Here is an 18,580-nt window from a genome sequence, read left to right on the forward strand (position 1 = left end):
GGGAAGAGCGCGCGGCCCCCCTCACGATGCCCGCGAACGTCCCCAAGAAGAGCGTCTACCTCGGCTTCCAGCGCGCCCTCCGAGCCCTCATCCCGGCGCTCGTGGTGGCGCTCCCGCCCCTCTATTGGGTGGCCGACGCCACGCGGCGCTCGTCGCTCGTCTCTCTGGGCCGCGATCAGGGCATTTTTCAGTACGTGGCGTGGGCGATCCTGAAGGGTGATCGCGACTACCGCGACATCCGCGACGTGAACGGCCCGCTCACGCACCTCGTCCACATGGTGTTCTTGAAGCTCGGCGGCGCCGACGAGCACGTCTTCCACGTGCTCGATCTCGTGGTGAGCGGCATCGCCTTCGCGTTCGTCGGCGCGTGCCTGCCCGGGATCGGGAGGAACGCCAAGCCGAACCACGCAGGCCACGGCACGGCCGCGCGCTGGGTGCGAGAGATCGCGAGCCGCGCGGGGTGGGCCTTCGCGGCGTGGGTCGTCCTGAGCGGGCAGTACCTGCTCTATATCTTCTGGGATCTCGCGCAGCGCGAGAGCTTCTGCGACTGGTTCTTGCTGGCCTCGCTCGGTCTCCAGCTCGTAGCGCAGGACCGCATGCGCTCGGTGGATCCGGCGTCGAACGCTTCTCTCTCGGCCCCGACACGCGGCACGCCGCACCTCGCGTGGGCCGGCGCGTTCTCGATGTTGCTCTGGTTCGGGAAGCCCACCTACGCCCTCTTCACCTTCGCGCAGCTCCTCACCTTGCTCGTGGATCCGCTGCCGGTCTCGCGGAAGAAGCGCCTCGTGTGGTTCGCGTTCGGAGGCGCCCTCGGGGTGGCCTCGCAGCTCCTCTTCCTCGTGGTGTTCGGCGACGCGCTCGCGTTCTTCCGCATCTACCTCGTCGACGTGCCCACGATGTACAAGTTCATCTGGCCACGGACGCCCTACGAGATCCTGGGCCTCGACGGATACTCGACCCTCGCTGCGGCGGCCGGCGCCACGAGCGCCGTCATGTTGGGCCTCGTCCTGACCGGGAGCCTGCCGCGGCGAGCCCTCGCCATCGCGCTCGCCCCGCTCTGCGGGCTCGGCAGCGTCCTCGCACAAAAAAAGGGGTTTCCGTACCACTTTCACCCGGTGAGCGTGACGCTCCACCTGCAGTGGCTCCTCCTCGTCGCGTGGTTCTCGGAGCGCAACCAGCGCCTCCCGCGGAAGCGCGCCGAGAGGCTCGTCCCCATCGCCGCGGCGGCCGCCCTCTCCCTGCGCGTGGCTACGATGATGCCGATGTCGCCCTACGTGCAGAGCTTGTGGCTGCTCACGAAGGCGCGCGATCCCGTGGAGCGCATCAGCCACGACTACCTCGTGTACTTCCGCACGAGCGACTTCTTCCCGTGGGAGCTCCGCCAGGCCGCGTCCTACCTGCGCATCACGACGAAGCCCGAGGACAAGGTGCAGACGTACGGCATGGACCCGTACGTGCTCTTCCTCGCGCAGCGAAAGAGCGCCACCCCTTACATTTACGCGTACGACCTCAACGCCGACGCAGCCCTCGCGGGCGGGAATTTGCCGGCTCCCGTAGGGCTCCACCCGAGCCCCGCCGAGGCCGACAAGATCCGCGCGATCCGCGACGCGCACGAGCGCGACTTCTTCGCGAAGATCAAGGCTGCGCCTCCCGCCGCGTTCGTGTTCCACGACAAGGCGCCGCTCATCACCTGGCAAGAGGCCGTGCACGACTTCAAGGAGCACTGCCCCGAGTCGGCCGAGTGGGTGTTTGCACGGTACACGGAGACCGCGAACTTCAAGGGCCTCCGTGTGTTCTTGCGCAACGATCTCGCGACGAACGCGCCACGTTTCGACGAACACGAGCCCGCACCCCCGGCCAAGACCGACTGAACGCCCGCTCATGCGGCGTCGGAGGGCCTGATTTGGCCTTTTTTCCGAAGCTCCTGTAAGCAAGGAGCATGGACCCCAACGAGGCGGCGCCGCTCTCGACGACCTCGCCCAACTCGGTGCACCCGCCTCCCCGCGAGGGGGAGGGCGACCTCAGGGCCCCGCAGCTCTACCTGAACCGTGAGCTCTCGTGGCTCGAGTTCAACGCGCGGGTCTTGGCCGAGGCCGAGAGCGAGAGCGTCCCGCTGCTCGAGCGGCTCAAGTTCCACGCCATCGTCACGTCGAACCTCGACGAGTTCTTCATGGTGCGCGTGGCGGGGCTCAAGCAGAAGCTCACCGGCGAGGTCGGTGAGGTGAACCCCGACGGGATGAGCGTCTACGACCAGCTCGCGCGCATCTCCGAGCGTGTCCACGAGATGGCCCAGCGCCAGAGCGAGGCGCTGAAGGACCACCTCTTCCCTGCCCTCGCCGAGCAAGGCTACGCGTGGCTCAAGCCCGACGAGCTCCCCCAGGAGCAGCTCGCCGCGCTCGACGAGCGCTTCCACAAAGACGTGTTCCCGGTGCTCACCCCGATCGCGATCGACCCTGGGCACCCGTTCCCTCACGTGCGAAATCGCAGCTTGAACCTCGGCGTGATGTTCTCGCGCGACGGCTCGGGGGACGTGAACTTCGGCGTGGTGCAGGTGCCGACCATGCTCCCGCGCCTGCTCATGGTGGGCGCCGTCACGCTCAAGAACGGCACGATCGCGCCCAACGCGTTCGTGCTGCTCGAGGACATCATCGCGCGGCACGTCGACATGATCTTTCCGGGTGTTCGCCTGAAGGGCGTGTACGCGTTCCGGGTCACTCGGAACTTCGACATCGAGATCGACGAAGAAGAGGCCGAGGATCTCCTCCAGCAGATCCAGCAGGAGCTGCGGCGGCGCGAGCGCGGGAACGCGGTGCGGCTCGAGGTCTCCGGGGAGTACACGGAGGCGTCCCTCGCCAAGCTCGTGAAGGCCCTGAAGCTCGACCCGGAGCGCGACGTGTACCGCACGACGGCCGTGCTGAACGTGCCCGACCTGCTCCAGCTCGTGTCACGCGAGGAGCGCCGAAGCCTGCGCGACGAGCCGTACGCGCCGCTCCAGGTCCCGCCTCTGCGAGAGACCGACGACATCTTCGCGACCATCCGCGAAGGCGACATCTTGCTCCACCACCCGTACGAGTCGTTCGACCCGATCGTCGACCTCGTGAGCCGCGCGGCCGACGATCCGGACGTGCTCGCGATCAAACAGACGCTCTACCGCGCGGGCGGCGACTCCCCCATCGTGAAGGCCTTGGCGCGCGCCGCCGAGGCCGGCAAGCAGGTCACGGCGATCGTCGAGCTGAAGGCGCGCTTCGACGAGGAGTCGAACATCGTGTGGGCGCGAACGCTCGAGCAGAGCGGCGTGCACGTCGTGTACGGCCTCATGGGGCTGAAGACCCACGCGAAGTGCCTGCTCATCGTGAGGCGCGAGCGCTCCGGCCTGCGGAGGTACGTGCACCTCTCGACGGGCAACTACAACACCGGCACGGCGCGCCACTACACCGACGTCTCGCTGCTCACGTGCAGGCCGAGCATGGGCGAGGACGCCTCGTCGCTCTTCAACCTGCTCACGGGCTACAGCGCGCCGGCCAAGTGGAACTCGCTCATCGTGGCGCCCCTCGGGCTCCACGAGGCGGTCCTCGGGCTCATCGCCCGCGAGGCGGAGCACGCGCGCCACGGAAAGCCCGCCCGCATCGTCGCCAAGATGAACTCCCTCGTCGACGAGGACGTCATCGAGGCGCTCTACCGAGCTTCGCAAGCCGGCGTATCCATTACACTTTTGATTCGTGGCATCTGTTGTTTGCGGCCGGGTGTCCCGGGCGTGAGCGAGACCATCGAGGTGCGCGCGATCGTCGACCGGTACCTCGAGCACGGGCGCATCTTCCGGTTCTCGAACGGCGGGCGAGAAGAGGTCTACATCTCGAGCGCCGACTGGATGCCCAGGAACTTCCACCGGCGCGTGGAGGTGATGGTGCCCATCGAGGACGCGGCGCTGCGCCAGAAGCTCTCCGATCAGCTCGAGCTCCAGCTCCTCGACAACGTGAAGTCGTGGCGCCTCGAGAGCGATGGGCGGTACGTCCGCGTCACGCCCAAGGCGAACGCGGCGGCGCTGCGGTGCCAGGTCCGGTTCCAAGAGCTCACGCGCGAGCTCGTGCGCACGGCCGAGGTCGCGGCGCGCCCGGGGAGCCGTTTCCACATGACCCCCACGGCGCAGCGCTCGCCCCTCGAGGGGAAGGTGCCGAAGACCACGCGCCGCCGCAAACGCCACGACGCCTGACCGCGGCTCCCTCACCGGATCGCAGCGGTCCTGGCGCGGGCGAGGGACCTCCGGGGTGGACGTGAATTCGTCCTCTGACGGGCGGTGACCGAGGCTGCTACGGTCGAAAAATGGGCTTTTCTCTGCGCCGTTCCGCGCTCGCGCTGCTCCCACTGGCGTTCCCCATCGTGGCCTTGGCGTGCGGGGACACGGCGGACCCTGCCCCCGACGAAGACTCCGGTACGGCCGACGCCACGACCACGGACGGGAGCACACCCGAAGCCGACGGAGGCTCGAGCGACGGGGCCGCGAAGCCCGATACGAGCGCCCCGAACGACGGCGGGGGATCGGTCGATGGGGGCGACGGCGGGACGGCGTGCGGGGCCGCCGTGGGGAAGGTTTGCCCGCCCGGCGCGACCTGCGCGACCGACGACGACTGCGAGGGGACGTGTACGGCGAACGTGTGCGCGACACCTACACGCAGCGATGGAAGGCTCTCTCCGAGCCTCGGCGAGACCGACGTCGACTGTGGCGGCGCGGGCGGCCCGGCGTGCGAGGACGAGAAGGTGTGCGCCATCGACACGGACTGCAAGAGCTCGGTGTGCGGCGCGGCGAAGCGATGTGTCGGTGGCGCCTCGTGCCGAGGGAGCACGAACGGGCCCTCGGGCATCGACACGTGCGGTACGGGAGAGCCTGGCGCACCCGGCGCGAAGGTCGAGAGCTGCTGCCGTTCGCTCCCCTTGCCCACCCGCACGGCGCGGAGGCTCGATCGCTACGAGATCACGTCGGGACGCGTGCGCGCCTTCGTCGACGCGCTGGCCGCGGCCAACGGGGGCGTGCCGAACATGCGCGCGTTCGCGACGACGTATGCGGCGACGCACCCGGGCTCGCAGCTCGCCGAGGTGATGGACGGTTACCCGGGGCTCCTCGACGTGCTCCCGAACCAAGCGAGCCCGACCGCGCGGCTGCCGCTCCCCGTGTTCCTCGGGGCCTTCCCGCTCGACCCGATAAACTCCCTCGACGGCTGCTTCGTGGGCGACGGGGCCTACGGGCACCCGACCTACTGGCAACCTCCGAGCTCGCTCCAACCCTACGGCGTGGGGAAGCTCGACGCCCAAGGTCGGCCCACCGGACAGCGCCACTACACGCGCGAGGAGCTCGACAAGAAACCTGCCAATTGCATGTCCGCGCTCGTGCTCGCGACGTTCTGCGCGTGGGACGGCGGCGAGCTCGCGCGCACGGCCGACTACCGCGAGGTCTGGGGGCGAAAGGCCGAGCTCGTGGGCGCGACGAACGTCTACGTGCCGTGGACGGCGCTCCTGCCGATAGGCCAATTCAACTGGCGAAATGGCCACGGCACGACGTGCTCGCCAGCCGCGTGGCCGGGCTGCCAGAACCCGCAGCCGTACTTCTTCGGCTTCCCCGCGACCAAGGCCGACGGGAGCGCGAACGACCCGGCCGACGACGACTCCCCCGCGATCGCGGCGCCGGGCAGGTTCGCGAGCGACGTCACCCGCATCACGTCGGCGAGCGGCGAGGGCTGGTACGACGTGGGCGGCAACCTCATGGAGTCGGCTTGGCCCGTGGGCGCCGTGAACCCGGGCGCGAACGCCGTCCAAGACGTGTGCGACGTGTCGGCCGGCCCCGGCCCCGGGGAGACCGCGTGCGTGCGCCGCGGCAACAACGGCGTGCTCCGGTACCAGGGCGCGTTGCCGCACGTCGCGCTGGTCGGGTACTCGTTCGAGGGGCACGCGCGGCGGAGCGAGAATTACCTCTCCGCGGTCGCCACGAACGAGCTGCTCATTCCGGCGGGCGACCTGAAGCCCGTGCATTTCCAGTATGGAAAGATCGGTGGCCGTTGCGCGAGGAGCCGCTGAACGAGCGCGACGCGCGAGGTCACGGGCGCAGAATCTTCGTCGGAGCCGCGGGGTGCAGCGAAGGGGCACGTGAGGTAACCTCGCGCCGAACGGAGCCCCGCCCATGTTGACCCAGCACGACCTCGACGTTCGAACCCTCGGTCCACGCACGGTGCCCTCGCCGCTCGGGCTCTCCACGACCGCTGGCGACGAGATCGCGGACTACGTGCCCGACGACGCGCGGATCGTGCTCGACGTCGAGATGCGCCTCGGGGCGACCCCGAAGGTCCCGCTCCTCCTCGAGAAGGCGGGGCCACGCGATGCCCTATTTTTCCAGCCCACGAGCGTGACGGCGGGCATCGTCACGTGCGGTGGCCTATGCCCCGGGCTCAACAACGTGCTCCGGTCGATGGTGCTCCAGCTCCACCACAAGTACCGAGTGAAGCGCGTGCTCGGGTACAAGTACGGGTTTCAAGGGCTCGACGCCTCGCAGGGCATCGCGCCCATCTCGCTCGGGCCCGACGAGGTGCTCCACATTCATCGGCAAGGTGGCAGCTTCCTCGGCCTCTCGCGAGGGCGACGCACCGCGGAGGCCATGGTCGACACGCTGGTGCGCGACGCCGTCGACGTGCTCTTCGTGATCGGGGGCGACGGCTCGATGCGCGGCGCGCTCGCCCTGGAGAAGGAGATCCGCGCGCGAGGGCTCGCCATCGCCGTGGTGGGCGTTCCCAAGACGATCGACAACGACGTGGCGTTCGTCGACAAGACGTTCGGCTTCGACACGGCGGTCGAGCTCGCGCGCCTCGCGGTCGACGCCGCCCACACCGAGGCCACCGGCGCGCGCAACGGCATCGGCATCGTGAAGCTCATGGGCCGAGACTCGGGCTTCATCGCCGCGTCGGCCACGCTCGCGAGCCGCGACGTGAACTACTGCCTTTTGCCCGAGCTCCACTACGATCTCGAGGGGCCGCACGGCCTCTTCTGCGAGCTCGAGCGCCGCATCGCGCGGCGCAATCACGCGCTCATCGTGGTCGCCGAGGGGTGCGGCGAGAACCTCGGTCTCCCGGCCGATGCGGGCGCCGAACGCGACGCCTCCGGGAACGTCCGCTACGCGAGCAAGGACGCCGACGTGGGCCCCCGCCTCAGGGACGCGCTGACGCGCCACTTCACCGGCCTCGGCACCGAGGTAAATGTAAAATACATCGACCCGAGCTACATGATCCGGAGCGTGCCCGCGAACGCCCAGGACGCGATCTTCTGCGACGCGCTCGCGCGGAACGCGGTGCACGCGGGCATGGCCGGGAAGACCGGGATCCTCATCGGCCGCACGCACCGCATCTTCACGCACGTGCCGCTCGACGTCGTGACCCGCGAGCGGAAGCGCATCGACCCCGACGGTGACCTATGGCTCGCCGTCACCGAGACGACCGGGCAGCCGCCCCTACGCCAGCGCGGGGCCCGAAAGTCGTCGCTCCCTCCGCCTCCAGGCTGAGCTCCGAAGCACGAGCCTCGGCGCCGAAAAGCGCATCGCGCGGACGATGAGGCCACCTTTTGCGCCCTGACCATGGGAGAGTCTTCCATGGCCTGGCTCATGGCAACGCTCTACGATCGCTTCATGCGGCCCTCCGAGGAGGCGTGCCTCGGGGAGTGGCGGAGAGACCTGCTCTCGGGTCTCGAGGGCGACGTGCTCGAGGTGGGCGCGGGCACGGGCGTGAACCTCGCCTACTACCCGAAGGGCGTGCGTTTGGTGCTGGCGGAGCCCGATCGCGACATGGCCAAGAGGCTCGAGGGGCGGATGTCGGGGACACGCCACGACGGCACCCGGGTCGACGCCGCCGACGCCGAGGCGCTCCCCTACCCGGACGCGTCGTTCGACGTGGTGGTGTCCACGCTGGTCCTCTGTTCGGTCGCGCGGCCGGGCCGAGCGCTCGAGGAGATCGGGAGGGTGCTGCGGCCGGGGGGGCGGCTCGTGTTCATCGAGCACGTGGGCGCCGAGGTAGGGTCGTCGCGGCGCGCGTGGCAGGGCCGCATCGAGCCCGTGTGGAAACACGTGGCGGGCGGCTGCTGCCTCACACGCGACACACGCACGTCGATCGCGCGCGCCGGGCTCACCTTCGAGCGCATCGACGAAGAGAGCATGCGCAAGGCCCTGCCCTTCGTGCGACCTTCGATCCGCGGCGTTGCCCGGAAACCTAAGTAAAATCGGGCACTAACAAAGGTCGTCTCGCACACTCAGAGGACGAGGTGCCCGTTCCAGAGCGCGTGCGCCAAGAACGACGCGACGAGCCCTCCTTCGCCGTACGCCGCCCCGAAGCCGAACCCGAGCAGCGCGGCCTGGTACGCCGCCACCCTGTACACGACGAGGTGAGAGGCGCCGAAGAGGAGCGCCGCGTACACGAGGCCGAGGCGCTCGCCGTACTTTCGCGTGAGCACGCGCTGGAGGAGGCCGCGGTAGAGCCGCTCCTCGGCGAGCGGGACGGCGAGCACCGTCATGAGGAGCACGGGGAGGGCATTTTTGGCTTGGTGGATGCCCTTTTCGACCTCGCGCGACTCGGCCTGGAGGAGCTTCTTGCCCGACCGCTCGAACTCGGCCGGGTGCGTGCAGCGCTGCAGGTAGATGCCCGCGTCGAACGAGCGCTGGGCGCTCGAGACGAGGCCCATCGTGAGCGCGAAGCCGAGGCCGGCCGCGAAGAGGAGGCGCGTCGGTCGAACGTGGCGACGCGGCGGCCGCTCGCGCTCCACGAACCGCTCGACGAGCTCGGGGACGACGGCGCCGTAGACGAGGAGACCGATGCCCGTGCTCCAGATGCTGCCATCGACGGCGCGGAGGATCGCGAGCACGGCGGGCAAGCCCAGCGCGGCGACGACCGCGGCCGTGACGACCGCTTGGCGCGGGGCTTCGCCGAGGCGCACGCGGAGCACCTCGGCCGGATCGATGGCGAGGCGATCGAGGATTTGCTCGGTGAGGCGGTTGCCACGCGGCGCGCGCGCGACGAGGGTGAGGCCCACGGCGGTGGCGAGGACGGGCGCGAAATAGCCGACGGCCCCCCCCGAGCCGCACGTGACGGCCAGGAGGTGCAGGTAGCGCGCGGCGGCCCAGAAGAGCACGGCGGCGCTCGTGCCCGGGTGGCGCGGCACCTTGCGCGCGAAGTCGATCGCGAGCATCACCGCGAAGAGGAGCCCGAGCACGAGGCGCACGCGCGCGCCACGGAGGCCCGCCGCGAAGAGCTCACGGTCGTACTCGACCAACATGAGCAAGGGCACGAGCCCCACGAAGAAGAGCGGACGGAGCCGCGCGAACGCGACCGACCCGGGGAGCGCGAGGCCCTCGGCGAGGCGCGATCTCACCGTGGCATCGCTCGCGACGGCGACCGCGAGCGGCTCGAACGGTCCACGCTCCGAGAGCGCGACCTCGGTCGTGGCGGACACCCGAATGGGGGCGACGCTCTCGGCCGCGAGGTGAGCGACCTCCACGCGGCTCGCCGTTCGCCCGGGCTCACGCACGAACAGGAACGGGCCTCGCCCTGGGCTCGTGTCCGAGGTAGGCGAAGGTGGGAAAACCTCGGGGGCGTCCCCGGAGCGTGTCTGTCCTTCTGCCATTTGGGTCATCTCACCCGCGTCGGGGGCAGCGGTAAAGCCCTCCGCGCGTATGTCGGCGTTCCGCCCGACGGCCGCGAAAGCGTGCTAGAAGGGCCACGAAGGGCAGGGCGTGCGCGCTCGGCGTAAACTCGAATGATCCTCGGAATGACACGTGCGGAGCTGGGGCTGACGGTCTTCATCTTCGCGCTCATCTACGGCGCGAGCTTTCTGACCCGGCTCGGCAAGGCCATCGGGGGCCTCGTCGCGGGTCGTGAGAGCACGGAACCGCCCGAGGGTCGCGCGCAGGACCTCCCCGGCCCCGGCGACGGCCGCTAGGATCCCGAGATCGCCGTGACCCACGAACCCGACCACGATCCCGCGATCGAGCCCGAGCCGCCGTCCAGCGCGCTCGGTGGGGGAGCCGACGCGCGGATGGTGTTCCTGACCGACGCGTCCGCGGAGACCGAGGGGCTCGCCCGGAAGGTGCGCGCGTCGGGATACCTGGTGGTCGACGTCCCTCTCTCGCTCCTTCGAGAGCGCGCGGCGGTGCAACCCCCTGCGCTCGTGCTCGTCGACGCCGACGCCGAAGGTCTCCGCGACGTGCTGCAGAAGCTCCGCGAGCTGCCCCTCGCCGACCGCATCGCCGTGTTCGTGTTCGGCCGTGAGGGCGGCGCGATCGCCGAGCGCGAGGCGCTCCAAGGCCCCGGCGCGACACACTTCTTCGTGCGCCCCGCAGACGAGGCCTCGGTGCACGCCAAGGTCGAAGAGGTCATTGGGCCGCCGCCGCCGCGGAGGAGCGTGAGACCCTCTTCGCCTCCCGCGCCGATCCCGTCGACGCCGAGCGGGCCGCAGTCGACAGCTCCGCTCTTTCCTCCGTCGTCGCAGAAGATTTCTCCGCGCTCGGGGCTGTCGATGTCTCCGCTGGCGCCTGCGCCGCTCAGCGCGCCGAGCCTCCTGCCCCGCGCGCCGTCGCTCGTCGGGCCGCTCAGCCCCGAGCTCGAGCAGATGCTCTCGGAGGCCGAGCAGCGCGTCCGCCTGCAATCGACCGACGGGCCCCCTCCGTCTCCCGAAGAGGAGATCGAGGCTGTGCTGCCCGCCGAGCTCCTCGAGGCGCTCGACGAGCCCATCGACGACGACGAGGACGACGAGCTCGACGCGATCGTGGGGCCCGCCAAGGGGACGGGAAGCGGCACGACCGGGGCCTCGGGGACCGGCGTCGATCGGCGCACGGGGGCAGGCGAACGCCTCACGGCGCTCCGGCGCGAACGGGAGATCGGGCGCGAGCGGGAGCGTCAGCTCGAACGGGACCGCGAGCGCGAAGAGGCCGAGCGCCGCGAGGTGGAGCGCGAACGCGAGCTCGAGCTCGAGAGGCACCGCGCCCTCGAGCGGGAACGCGAGCGCGCCGCGGCCCTCGAGACGACGAACCACGCGCGCCCCGGCTTCGACGGCAGGCCCATCCCCTCGCGGGACAGCGATCTCCCGCCGACCCCTCGCGACGGGCGGCGCTCCGTGCCCGCTTCGGACCGCCGCAAGAGCCCGCTCTTGCCACCGAGGGTCGACGCGGCTCCGATCCGCCGAGCCCCGAGCGAGCGCCCTCCGCGCCCTCGGGAGACCTCACCGAGCCCCCCCGTGGTGCCCGACGCACCTCGAGTGCCCACGGGTGTAGGTGTAGGTGTGGGGCGTGGCTCCATCGGTCCCATGGCGCCGACCGACGAGTCCTCGGGCCGCGCGATCGAGCAAGTCAGCGAAGCGCCACCCGCGCTGAGGACGCCGGGCAAGGGCGTGGTGCTCTCCGCCACCGATGCGCCGAAGGTGCTCGCCGAAGCCATCGCGGCGCGCGCGTCGGGGGCGCTCGCGTTCGGGTCCGAGGGCATCGTGCGGCGTGTGCTCCTCCGCGAGGGGGACATCGTGACGGTGGCCTCGGGCGACGAAGCCGAGTGCCTCGTGGCGTTCCTCGCGAGCCGCGGAGAGATCGGGCACGCGGACGCGGAGATGCTGCGCCCCAAGCTCCCGCCCTTCGGCAGGCACGCCGGGGCCGCGCTCGTCGCTCATGGGCACCTGCGGCAAGACCAGCTCTGGCCGGTGCTTCGGGCGCACGCCGAGTGGCTCTTGGGGCGCTGCCTCCGCATCGCGGGCGGGACCGTGGCGCTCGAGCCCGAGCCCACCGGGCGCCTCAAGACGGAGCCCACGGTGTTCGGTGGCGCACCCGGCGTGGCCGTGCTCGTCGAAGGGGTTCGACGTGTGTTCGAGCCTCAAGCGGCGGCCGAGCGGCTCGGCGGAGATCGGATCGTCATCGGCGACGGCGATCACCCCGAGCTCGTGCGAGAGGCGCACCTCGAGCCCGACGAGGCTCGCGCCCTCGACGCGGCGAAGGGCAAGAACGTCGCCCACATCCTCACGTCGTCCGAGGACATTTTGCCGGTCGCGTACGCGTTGACGCTCCTCGGTGCGCTCTCGGCCGTGCGTGGGCTCGCGCCGCTCCCTCCGCCGGAGCCCGAGTTCTCGGAGGACGAGCTCCGCGCGCTCGACGAGGGCGCCATTCGGGCGAGGGTCCGGGCGCGCATGGCGCTCGTGGAAGAGGGCGACTACTTCTCGGTGCTCGGCATCTCGCGCGACGCGACGGGCTACGAGGTCCGAAAGGCTTTTTTGGCGCTGCGGCGTGAGTTCGAGCCTTCGAGGCTGCTCACGCCCGGCACGGTCGACCTCCGCGAGGACGTGGAGCACGTGGTGGTCGTGCTCGAAGAGGCCTACGAAATCCTGCGCGATGCCGCGCGCCGCGAGCGCTACCGACGCGCGATCGAAGCGACGTCGTGACGAGGCGGGCGCGACGCAGGGGTCGGCTCTACGGAGCCGCAGTGCTCGGGTGCGCGCTCGGGGCGACGCGTGAAGCCTCGGCCGAGCCGAAAGTTTCGCCCGAGGGATACGTCGAGGCGTACGTCGCGTGGAACACGAACCGCCCGTCGAACGCGGTCACCAACGCGCGCGGGTTCGACGATCGCCACGCGACCTTCAGCTTGTCGAACGCGGTGCTCGGGGCGCGGGCGGAGCTCGGCCCGGTGACGACGCGGCTGCTCTTGCAAGTGGGCTCGACCCCGACGAGCTACTACGCGGCCGAGCCGCGGCGCGCAGGGGGCACGGCCTCGGGCGCGACCGACGCGAACTTGTGGAAATACGTGCAGACCGCCACCATCGCGTGGCAGGCCACGTCGAAGCTCAAGGTCGAGGGCGGCATCTTCTTGTCGCCCATCGGCGTGGAGCAGATGGCGGTGAAGGACAACTTCACCTACTCGCGCTCGAACCTCTTCTTCGGCCTGCCGTTTTACCACACGGGGCTCCGCGCTGCGTATGCCCTGTCCGACGCGTTCGAGGTGGGGCTCGCGGCGTACAACGGGTGGAACAGCGTCGTCGACAACAACGAAGAGAAGTCCCTCGTGCCGAGCGTCACGTGGAAGACGAAGCAGTCGCAGGTGCAGCTCCTCTACTTCGGCGGGGTGGAGCGCGCGGCGGGGGCGGCCGAGGGGCGGCCGTGGAGGCACACGTTCGACCTCGTCGCGACGTACGACGCGGCGTCGTGGCTCTCGCTCCAGGCGCAGGGCGACGTGGGGTTCGAGGAGACGCGGATGGGCACGTCGTCGTGGGCGGCGGTGGCGCTCGCGGCGCGGTACAAGCTGGCGTCGTTCCTGTACCTCGCGGGGCGCGTGGACAGGTTCGGGGAGACCGTGGCGAGTGACGGTACGTTGGCAGCGGCTCCCATCTTTTGGAGCGGCTCGCCGTGGGTGTCGTCGCAGACGGTGACGCTCGACGCGCGGCCGGTCGAGCAGCTCTCGGTGCGGCTCGAGGTGCGGCGGGATGCTTCGGGGAGGGAGCTTTACTACCGGGGGCAGGTCTCGGGCACGGGGGAGGCGGATGCGCCGTATGTGCCAAACGCGCGCACGCAGAGCACGGTGCTGCTTGGGGCTACGGCTTGGTTTTGACCGTCTGGGTTGACCCGAGACCGTCCGGACCGACCCGACAGACCGTCTAGACCGACCGACGTTCGCGCCAACCACATGATATTCCTCACTTTGAGGGATTTTACCCCCAGCCCATCCTGAGTCCGCCCGACCTGACTCAAGTGGGCACATCCGCCGGCCCGACTCGGCACATCGTTTGGCGCGCACTGGCACCGATGGCGCAGGTCGCGTCTGGCGCGGGACCTTCGAGGCGACGCGGGTATGCTCGCGCCCCATGGCACTCGAAGTCTTCTGGGGAAGTGGAAGTGGACCGGCGTGGCGTGTGCTGCTCGCGCTGGCGGTGAAGGGCGTCCCGTACGAGTCGCGTCTGCTCTCGTTCTCGAAGGGAGAGCACAAGACCGAGGAGATGCTCGCGATGAGCCCGCGCGGCAAGGTGCCCGTCATCCGCGACGGCGACTTCACGCTGTCGGAGTCGCTCGCGATCTTGCACTACCTCGATCGCAAGTACCCGACCCCGAAGCTCTTCGGCGAGACCCCCGAGGAGACCGGCCGCATCATGCGCACGATCATGGAGCACGAGTGCTACGGCGTCTCGGCGATCTCCGCGTTCGCGCGGCCCTTGCTCTTCGGGAAGCTCGACGCCCAACGCGACCAGGTCCTCCTCGCGATCGACGGGGCGCGCGCCGAGCTCGCGCGGCTCGAGGCGGCCCTCGGCGAGACCGAGACCCTCTCCGGACAGTCGATCGGCGCGGCCGACATCTTCGTGTTCCCGCAGCTAAAATCGCTCGAGCGTGCGTTCGGCAAACCCGGCGCCGACACGCTCGATCACGGCCTCGGCCCGCTCGGGACGACGTTCCCCAAGGTCCAAGCGTGGATGCACCGCATCGAGGCGCTGCCTGGCTACGAGGCCACCTACCCTCCGCACTGGCGCGAAGGCTGACGACCACACCGCGAACGAACGAGGCCGCGAGCCCTGGGGCCTGCGGCCTTCGTTTTAGGTGCGCTCTACAACGAGTGTTTCGCGGCGATCAGCCCACGACCTCGAGCAGCGCCTTCACCGAGGCCTCGCACTCTTCTTCGCGGATGCCGTAGAAGAGCGGGAGGTTCACGACCGTCTTGCAGATGGCGCGCGAGTGCGCGAGCGAGCCGAACGGGATGGCCACGCCCTGCGCCGGGGGCTGCGCGTCCATGGGCTCGGGGTAAGTGCGCGCCGAGCCGATGCCCTTCGCCTTGAGCGCGTCGACGATCTCTTGGCCTTGACGTCCCTGCACCGTGAGCACGTTGAGGTACCCGTTCTCGACGATGCCGGGCGGCGGACCATAGACGCGGATCTTGGAATGGCCCGAGAGCGCCTTGCGGTAGTACTCGGCGGCCTTACGGCGCGAGGCGAGGATGTCGGGGACGCGGTCGAGGATGGCGCTGAGGAACGCGGCCTGCACGCCGCCCATGCGCGAGTTCCAGCCGACGTGCGCGTAGGCGTAGTGGTCGGCGCGGCCGTGGTTGCAGAGCGAGCGGACGAGCTTCTCGTGCTCTTCGCTTTGGAGGGTGATGGCGCCGCCGTCCATCGCGCCGCCGACGACCTTGGCCGGGTAGAACGAGAGGGTTCCCACCGTCGCCTTGGCGAGGACCGGTTCGCCGTGGACCTCGACACCGAAGCACTGCGCGCCGTCCTCGAGGAGGCCGATGCCGCGTTCTTTGCAGAACACACGGAACTCGGCGAGGCGCGAGGTGGACCAGCCGTAGAGGTGCACGAGGGCGGCCGCGTCGAAGCGGTGCTCGTCGTGCGCTTTGACGAATTCTCCGTAGCTCATTTGGAGGTCGTCGGGGTCGATGTCGACCAGGATGGGCGTGGCGCCGAGCACCGCGACGGCCTCGTAGGTGGCCCAGAAGGTGAGGTTCGGGATGGCGACCTTGGAGCCGCGCTTCACGCCGAGCGCCTGGAGACCGACGATGAGGGCGTCGGTGCCGTTCGCGCACGAGACCGTGCGGGGCACCCCGAGCACCTTGGAGAGGGTCTTCTCGACGCGGCCGACGCCCGGCCCGCCGACGAACTCGCAGCGGTCGAGGCACCCGCGCCACTCGGCGTGGACGCTCGATGCAACTTCTTGGGTGAGGCGCGAAAGGTCGATGAAGGGGACTTGCACGGTGGGGCGCTCCTTAGCACGAGACGGGTCGACGGGCAGGTCTGGGCGCCGTCTCGGGGGGTTGGTTGCGGCGAGGCTCGTGAGGGTTCGGAGGTCTTGGAGAGAGGGCACCGACGGTCGCGCCAAGTCCGCGATTCCTGGTCGCTTGGGCCCACCGACGGTCGCGCCAAGTCCTTGATCCCTGGTGACCGACGGTCGCGCCAAGTCCTTGATCCCTGGTCGCTTGGGGCCACCGACGGTCGCGCCAAACCATCGAATCAACTCACAAAACCAGCGTTCGAACCTCCGCGGCGAGGTCGCAGGCGAGGACGACGAGGCTCTCCAGGTCTGTCGCTTCGAGGATCTGGGGGCTCTCGACCTGAAGGACGGGCCCGCCCCGGAGGTGCTCCGCCGCACGGGTGCCGTCGGTCGTCCCCTGCGGATCGGCGCCGTCGCTTGGGGCGACCGACGCGACCACCCGAACGACGACGTACGGGCTTCGGAGGAGGCGCTCGCGCATCGACCGGGACGGAAAGGCGCTGGCCCACGGCGAACGGCACCGAAAGCGCTCCTCGAGCTCCGAGACGTCGACCTCGTCGTCCGCGAACGTGGCCCGAACGCGCTCGGCCGAGGGCCCGTCGAGCTCGTCGAGGGCAAGGTCGAGGGGGGCGCCTCTCGGGAGCGCGACCTCGATCCGCGTCCACCAAGGCTCGGTCGAGGTCCCCCCACGGTAGACGAGGCGCACGGCGACCTTCGTGCCCGCCACCTGCCCGAGCGCCCCGCGATGCGAGTAGGTCGCGCCGTCGTCGAGCAGGCCCGCGGCCTCGCGAAGCACGTGGAGGTAGGCCATGACGCGAGCGTATCCTGGCTCGCGTCCCAAGGAAGAGAGGGGCTTGCGGGTCTGTGGCCGGATGCTCCTCCCAAGGGCGTGGTCGAGCTGGCGCGTGGCCGCCGTCCTCGTTGCCGGCGCCGCGGTCGTCGCGGGAGGGACGGCAGGGTGCTCGCGCCGCGCAGCGACCGAGGGGCCATCGGAGGCGGACGCGAGCGCGGCGAGGCTCGATCCTGCGTGTGGCGCGATGCCGTGCGAGCTCTTCGAGTCTCCGGCCGAGGCCTTCGCCAGGGTGCTCGAGGCACGTCCTCGGGTGCTCGCGGTCGGAGAGACCCATCCGCGCCAAGGAGTCGACGCGAAGAGCACGGCGGCGCGTTTCGTCGAGGAGCTCCTGCCGACCCTCGATGGGCGCGCGTCGGACCTCGTGGTCGAGCTCTGGGTCGCCAAGAGCGGGTGCGCGGCTCGCCAGAGGGCCGAGGTGCGCGCCGTGGCCTCGGCGCAGCGCGAGGTGACGCAGGCCCAAGCTCCGAAAAACCAAAGCGATTTCTTGCGTCTCTACACGGCCGGTCGCGCTCACGGGCTGCACGTGCACCTGCTCGTGCCGCCGTGCGAAGAGTACGGGAAGATCCTCGACGCGGGACTCGGGGACGTCGACGCGATGCTGACGATGATCGCGAACCTCACCGCGAACGAGATCGAGGCCGGGTTGGCCGCTCCCGACGCGGGCCTCGTGGTCGCCTACGGAGGCGCGATGCACAACGATCTGACGCCTCGGCCGGGGCACGGGCGATGGTCGTTCGGTCCGCGAGTGGCCGCGATGGCCCAAGGGAGCTACGTGGAGCTCGACCTCGTGGTGCCCGAGGCCGTGCACGACACGGAGGCGTGGCAGGCGCAGCCTTGGTATCCGCACTTTCAGCGCGGGCGGCAGGGTCGACGGACGCTCCTCTTCCACGTGCAGAAGGGCTCCTATGCCCTGATCTTCCCCGAAGCGACCTCGGACGCGGGGGCCGACTGACGGGCACGGCGGAGTCGGGCGATGGGGCGGAGCGAGGGGCTTTCGCGCGGCGCCGATCGGCGCGGACGACCACTGGGCGATTGGCCCGCGGCGCCCGTGTGCTAACACCCCGTTCGCCATGGGAGAGTCTTTCGACCCGCAGAACGAAGCCGAGTTCGACGCGCACGCTGGTTCGTACGCCGACATGCACAAGGAGAGCGTGAAGGCGAGCGGCGAGGACCCGCAGTACTTCTCGATCTACAAGCAGAAGGTGCTCGAGCGGCTCCTCGGGAAGGAGACCCGACCGCTCCTCGATTTCGGCTGTGGGATCGGGAACCTGACGCACCTGCTCGTCGAGTCGTTCGGGGAGGTGCACGGGTACGATCCGTCGAAAAAGAGCGTCGAAATGGCCAAGACCCGGGCCCCGTCGGCCAAGTTCTTCGACGACGACGGCACGCTCCCGGACGACACGTACGGCGCCATCGTGCTGGCCAACGTGCTTCATCATGTCCCCAAGGACGTGCGCGCGCCCTTGATCCGCGGCCTCGTGAAGAAGCTCGCGAAGGGCGGAAAGATCGTCATCTTCGAGCACAACCCGCTGAACCCGGTCACCGTGAAGGCCGTGCGGGACTGCCCGTTCGACGAGGGCGTGGAGCTCTTGTACCCGTGGGAGGTCGAGGGTCTGCTCGACCGCGCGGGGCTGTCGAGGCGCAAGCTCGACTACATCGTGTTCTTCCCGAAGCCGCTGGCGACGCTCCGCCCGCTCGAGCCGCACCTCCGCGGGGTGCCGTTCGGGGCGCAGGTGTGCGCCTGGGCCGAGCGGGCGTAGCGAGCTCGTGTGATTTCAATGACTTGGCGCGACCGTCGGTCGTTTTGACGCGCGTCAAAGAGAGGGCGCCGCGACCGTCGGTCGTTTTGACGCGCGTCATCGCGGACTTGGGGCGGGCACGCGTGCTCCCGTGGACCGAGGGAGACGACCCGACAAGACTCGAGTCATTTCAATAGTTTGGCGCGACCGTCGGTCGTTTTGACGACCGTCGGTCGTTTTGACGCGCGT

Annotated in this window: 14 protein-coding genes; 11 read left to right on the top strand and 3 right to left on the bottom strand. The window is 69.9% G+C overall.

The annotated features are described in order from the left end of the window. Positions 1-26 precede the first annotated feature (26 nt). The 5 genes from IPK71_02860 to IPK71_02880 all read left to right on the top strand — a co-directional run bounded on the left by IPK71_02860 (position 27) and on the right by IPK71_02880 (position 8,245). Entirely contained in the window at positions 27-1,871 is a 1,845-nt protein-coding gene (locus tag IPK71_02860; GenBank protein MBK8212664.1) for a hypothetical protein, read from the top strand. Between the two features lie 68 nt (positions 1,872-1,939). Then, a complete protein-coding gene (gene ppk1 / locus IPK71_02865) occupies positions 1,940-4,210 on the top strand; it encodes a polyphosphate kinase 1 (protein MBK8212665.1) in 2,271 nt (756 codons plus the stop codon). A 110-nt stretch (positions 4,211-4,320) separates the two neighbouring features. Beyond that, the gene (locus IPK71_02870) at positions 4,321-6,066 is read left to right on the top strand and encodes a hypothetical protein (GenBank protein MBK8212666.1); all 1,746 of its coding nucleotides are present in this window, start codon (positions 4,321-4,323) and stop codon (positions 6,064-6,066) included. 103 nt (positions 6,067-6,169) lie between these two features. Continuing rightward, a complete protein-coding gene (locus IPK71_02875; GenBank protein MBK8212667.1) occupies positions 6,170-7,537 on the top strand; it encodes an ATP-dependent 6-phosphofructokinase in 1,368 nt (455 codons plus the stop codon). 72 nt (positions 7,538-7,609) lie between these two features. After that, positions 7,610-8,245 carry a methyltransferase domain-containing protein gene (locus IPK71_02880; protein MBK8212668.1) on the top strand — a complete coding sequence of 212 codons (636 nt, stop codon included), beginning with the start codon at positions 7,610-7,612 and terminating at the stop codon, positions 8,243-8,245. A 32-nt stretch (positions 8,246-8,277) separates the two neighbouring features. On the opposite strand, the gene IPK71_02885 is transcribed toward IPK71_02880, so the two are convergent. Beyond that, on the bottom strand, positions 8,278-9,645 hold the full coding sequence (locus IPK71_02885; protein MBK8212669.1) for a CPBP family intramembrane metalloprotease: 1,368 nt from the start codon (positions 9,643-9,645) through the stop codon (positions 8,278-8,280). Positions 9,646-9,789: 144 nt separating this feature from the next. Between IPK71_02885 and IPK71_02890 the strand changes: the two genes are divergently transcribed. The 4 genes from IPK71_02890 to IPK71_02905 all read left to right on the top strand — a co-directional run bounded on the left by IPK71_02890 (position 9,790) and on the right by IPK71_02905 (position 14,517). Next, positions 9,790-9,960, top strand: coding sequence for a hypothetical protein (locus IPK71_02890; GenBank protein MBK8212670.1), 171 nt, complete (start codon positions 9,790-9,792; stop codon positions 9,958-9,960). A gap of 15 nt (positions 9,961-9,975) precedes the next feature. Continuing rightward, the gene (locus IPK71_02895) at positions 9,976-12,438 is read left to right on the top strand and encodes a hypothetical protein (protein MBK8212671.1); all 2,463 of its coding nucleotides are present in this window, start codon (positions 9,976-9,978) and stop codon (positions 12,436-12,438) included. Then, the gene (locus IPK71_02900) at positions 12,435-13,598 is read left to right on the top strand and encodes a porin (protein ID MBK8212672.1); all 1,164 of its coding nucleotides are present in this window, start codon (positions 12,435-12,437) and stop codon (positions 13,596-13,598) included. The genes IPK71_02895 and IPK71_02900 overlap by 4 nt, the downstream gene beginning before the upstream one ends. A gap of 253 nt (positions 13,599-13,851) precedes the next feature. Beyond that, positions 13,852-14,517, top strand: coding sequence for a glutathione S-transferase family protein (locus IPK71_02905; GenBank protein ID MBK8212673.1), 666 nt, complete (start codon positions 13,852-13,854; stop codon positions 14,515-14,517). Positions 14,518-14,605: 88 nt separating this feature from the next. On the opposite strand, the gene IPK71_02910 is transcribed toward IPK71_02905, so the two are convergent. Continuing rightward, on the bottom strand, positions 14,606-15,721 hold the full coding sequence (locus tag IPK71_02910) for a DegT/DnrJ/EryC1/StrS family aminotransferase (GenBank protein ID MBK8212674.1): 1,116 nt from the start codon (positions 15,719-15,721) through the stop codon (positions 14,606-14,608). Positions 15,722-15,983: 262 nt separating this feature from the next. Further along, positions 15,984-16,550: a hypothetical protein gene (locus IPK71_02915; protein ID MBK8212675.1), complete on the bottom strand. Its 567-nt coding sequence runs from the start codon at positions 16,548-16,550 to the stop codon at positions 15,984-15,986. Between the two features lie 226 nt (positions 16,551-16,776). Here IPK71_02915 and IPK71_02920 point away from each other — a divergent pair, with 226 nt between their 5' ends. After that, a complete protein-coding gene (locus IPK71_02920) occupies positions 16,777-17,544 on the top strand; it encodes a hypothetical protein (GenBank protein ID MBK8212676.1) in 768 nt (255 codons plus the stop codon). A 118-nt stretch (positions 17,545-17,662) separates the two neighbouring features. Next, positions 17,663-18,352: a class I SAM-dependent methyltransferase gene (locus IPK71_02925; protein ID MBK8212677.1), complete on the top strand. Its 690-nt coding sequence runs from the start codon at positions 17,663-17,665 to the stop codon at positions 18,350-18,352. Positions 18,353-18,580: the final 228 nt, after the last annotated feature.

The sequence above is a fragment of the Myxococcales bacterium genome, assembly GCA_016712525.1.
In the GTDB taxonomy this organism is placed as follows: domain Bacteria; phylum Myxococcota_A; class Polyangia; order Polyangiales; family Polyangiaceae; genus JAAFHV01.

Excerpts from the sequence above, each read along its gene's own strand:
- IPK71_02905 (MBK8212673.1), top strand. The coding sequence starts at position 13,852 with ATGGCACTCGAAGTCTTCTGGGGAAGTGGAAGTGGACCGGCGTGGCGT.
- IPK71_02875 (MBK8212667.1), top strand. The coding sequence starts at position 6,170 with ATGTTGACCCAGCACGACCTCGACGTTCGAACCCTCGGTCCACGCACG.
- IPK71_02890 (MBK8212670.1), top strand. The coding sequence starts at position 9,790 with ATGACACGTGCGGAGCTGGGGCTGACGGTCTTCATCTTCGCGCTCATC.
- IPK71_02880 (MBK8212668.1), top strand. The coding sequence starts at position 7,610 with ATGGGAGAGTCTTCCATGGCCTGGCTCATGGCAACGCTCTACGATCGC.
- ppk1 (MBK8212665.1), top strand. The coding sequence starts at position 1,940 with ATGGACCCCAACGAGGCGGCGCCGCTCTCGACGACCTCGCCCAACTCG.
- IPK71_02925 (MBK8212677.1), top strand. The coding sequence starts at position 17,663 with ATGGGAGAGTCTTTCGACCCGCAGAACGAAGCCGAGTTCGACGCGCAC.
- IPK71_02870 (MBK8212666.1), top strand. The coding sequence starts at position 4,321 with ATGGGCTTTTCTCTGCGCCGTTCCGCGCTCGCGCTGCTCCCACTGGCG.
- IPK71_02915 (MBK8212675.1), bottom strand. The coding sequence starts at position 16,550 with ATGGCCTACCTCCACGTGCTTCGCGAGGCCGCGGGCCTGCTCGACGAC.
- IPK71_02885 (MBK8212669.1), bottom strand. The coding sequence starts at position 9,645 with ATGGCAGAAGGACAGACACGCTCCGGGGACGCCCCCGAGGTTTTCCCA.
- IPK71_02860 (MBK8212664.1), top strand. The coding sequence starts at position 27 with ATGCCCGCGAACGTCCCCAAGAAGAGCGTCTACCTCGGCTTCCAGCGC.
- IPK71_02920 (MBK8212676.1), top strand. The coding sequence starts at position 16,777 with ATGCCGTGCGAGCTCTTCGAGTCTCCGGCCGAGGCCTTCGCCAGGGTG.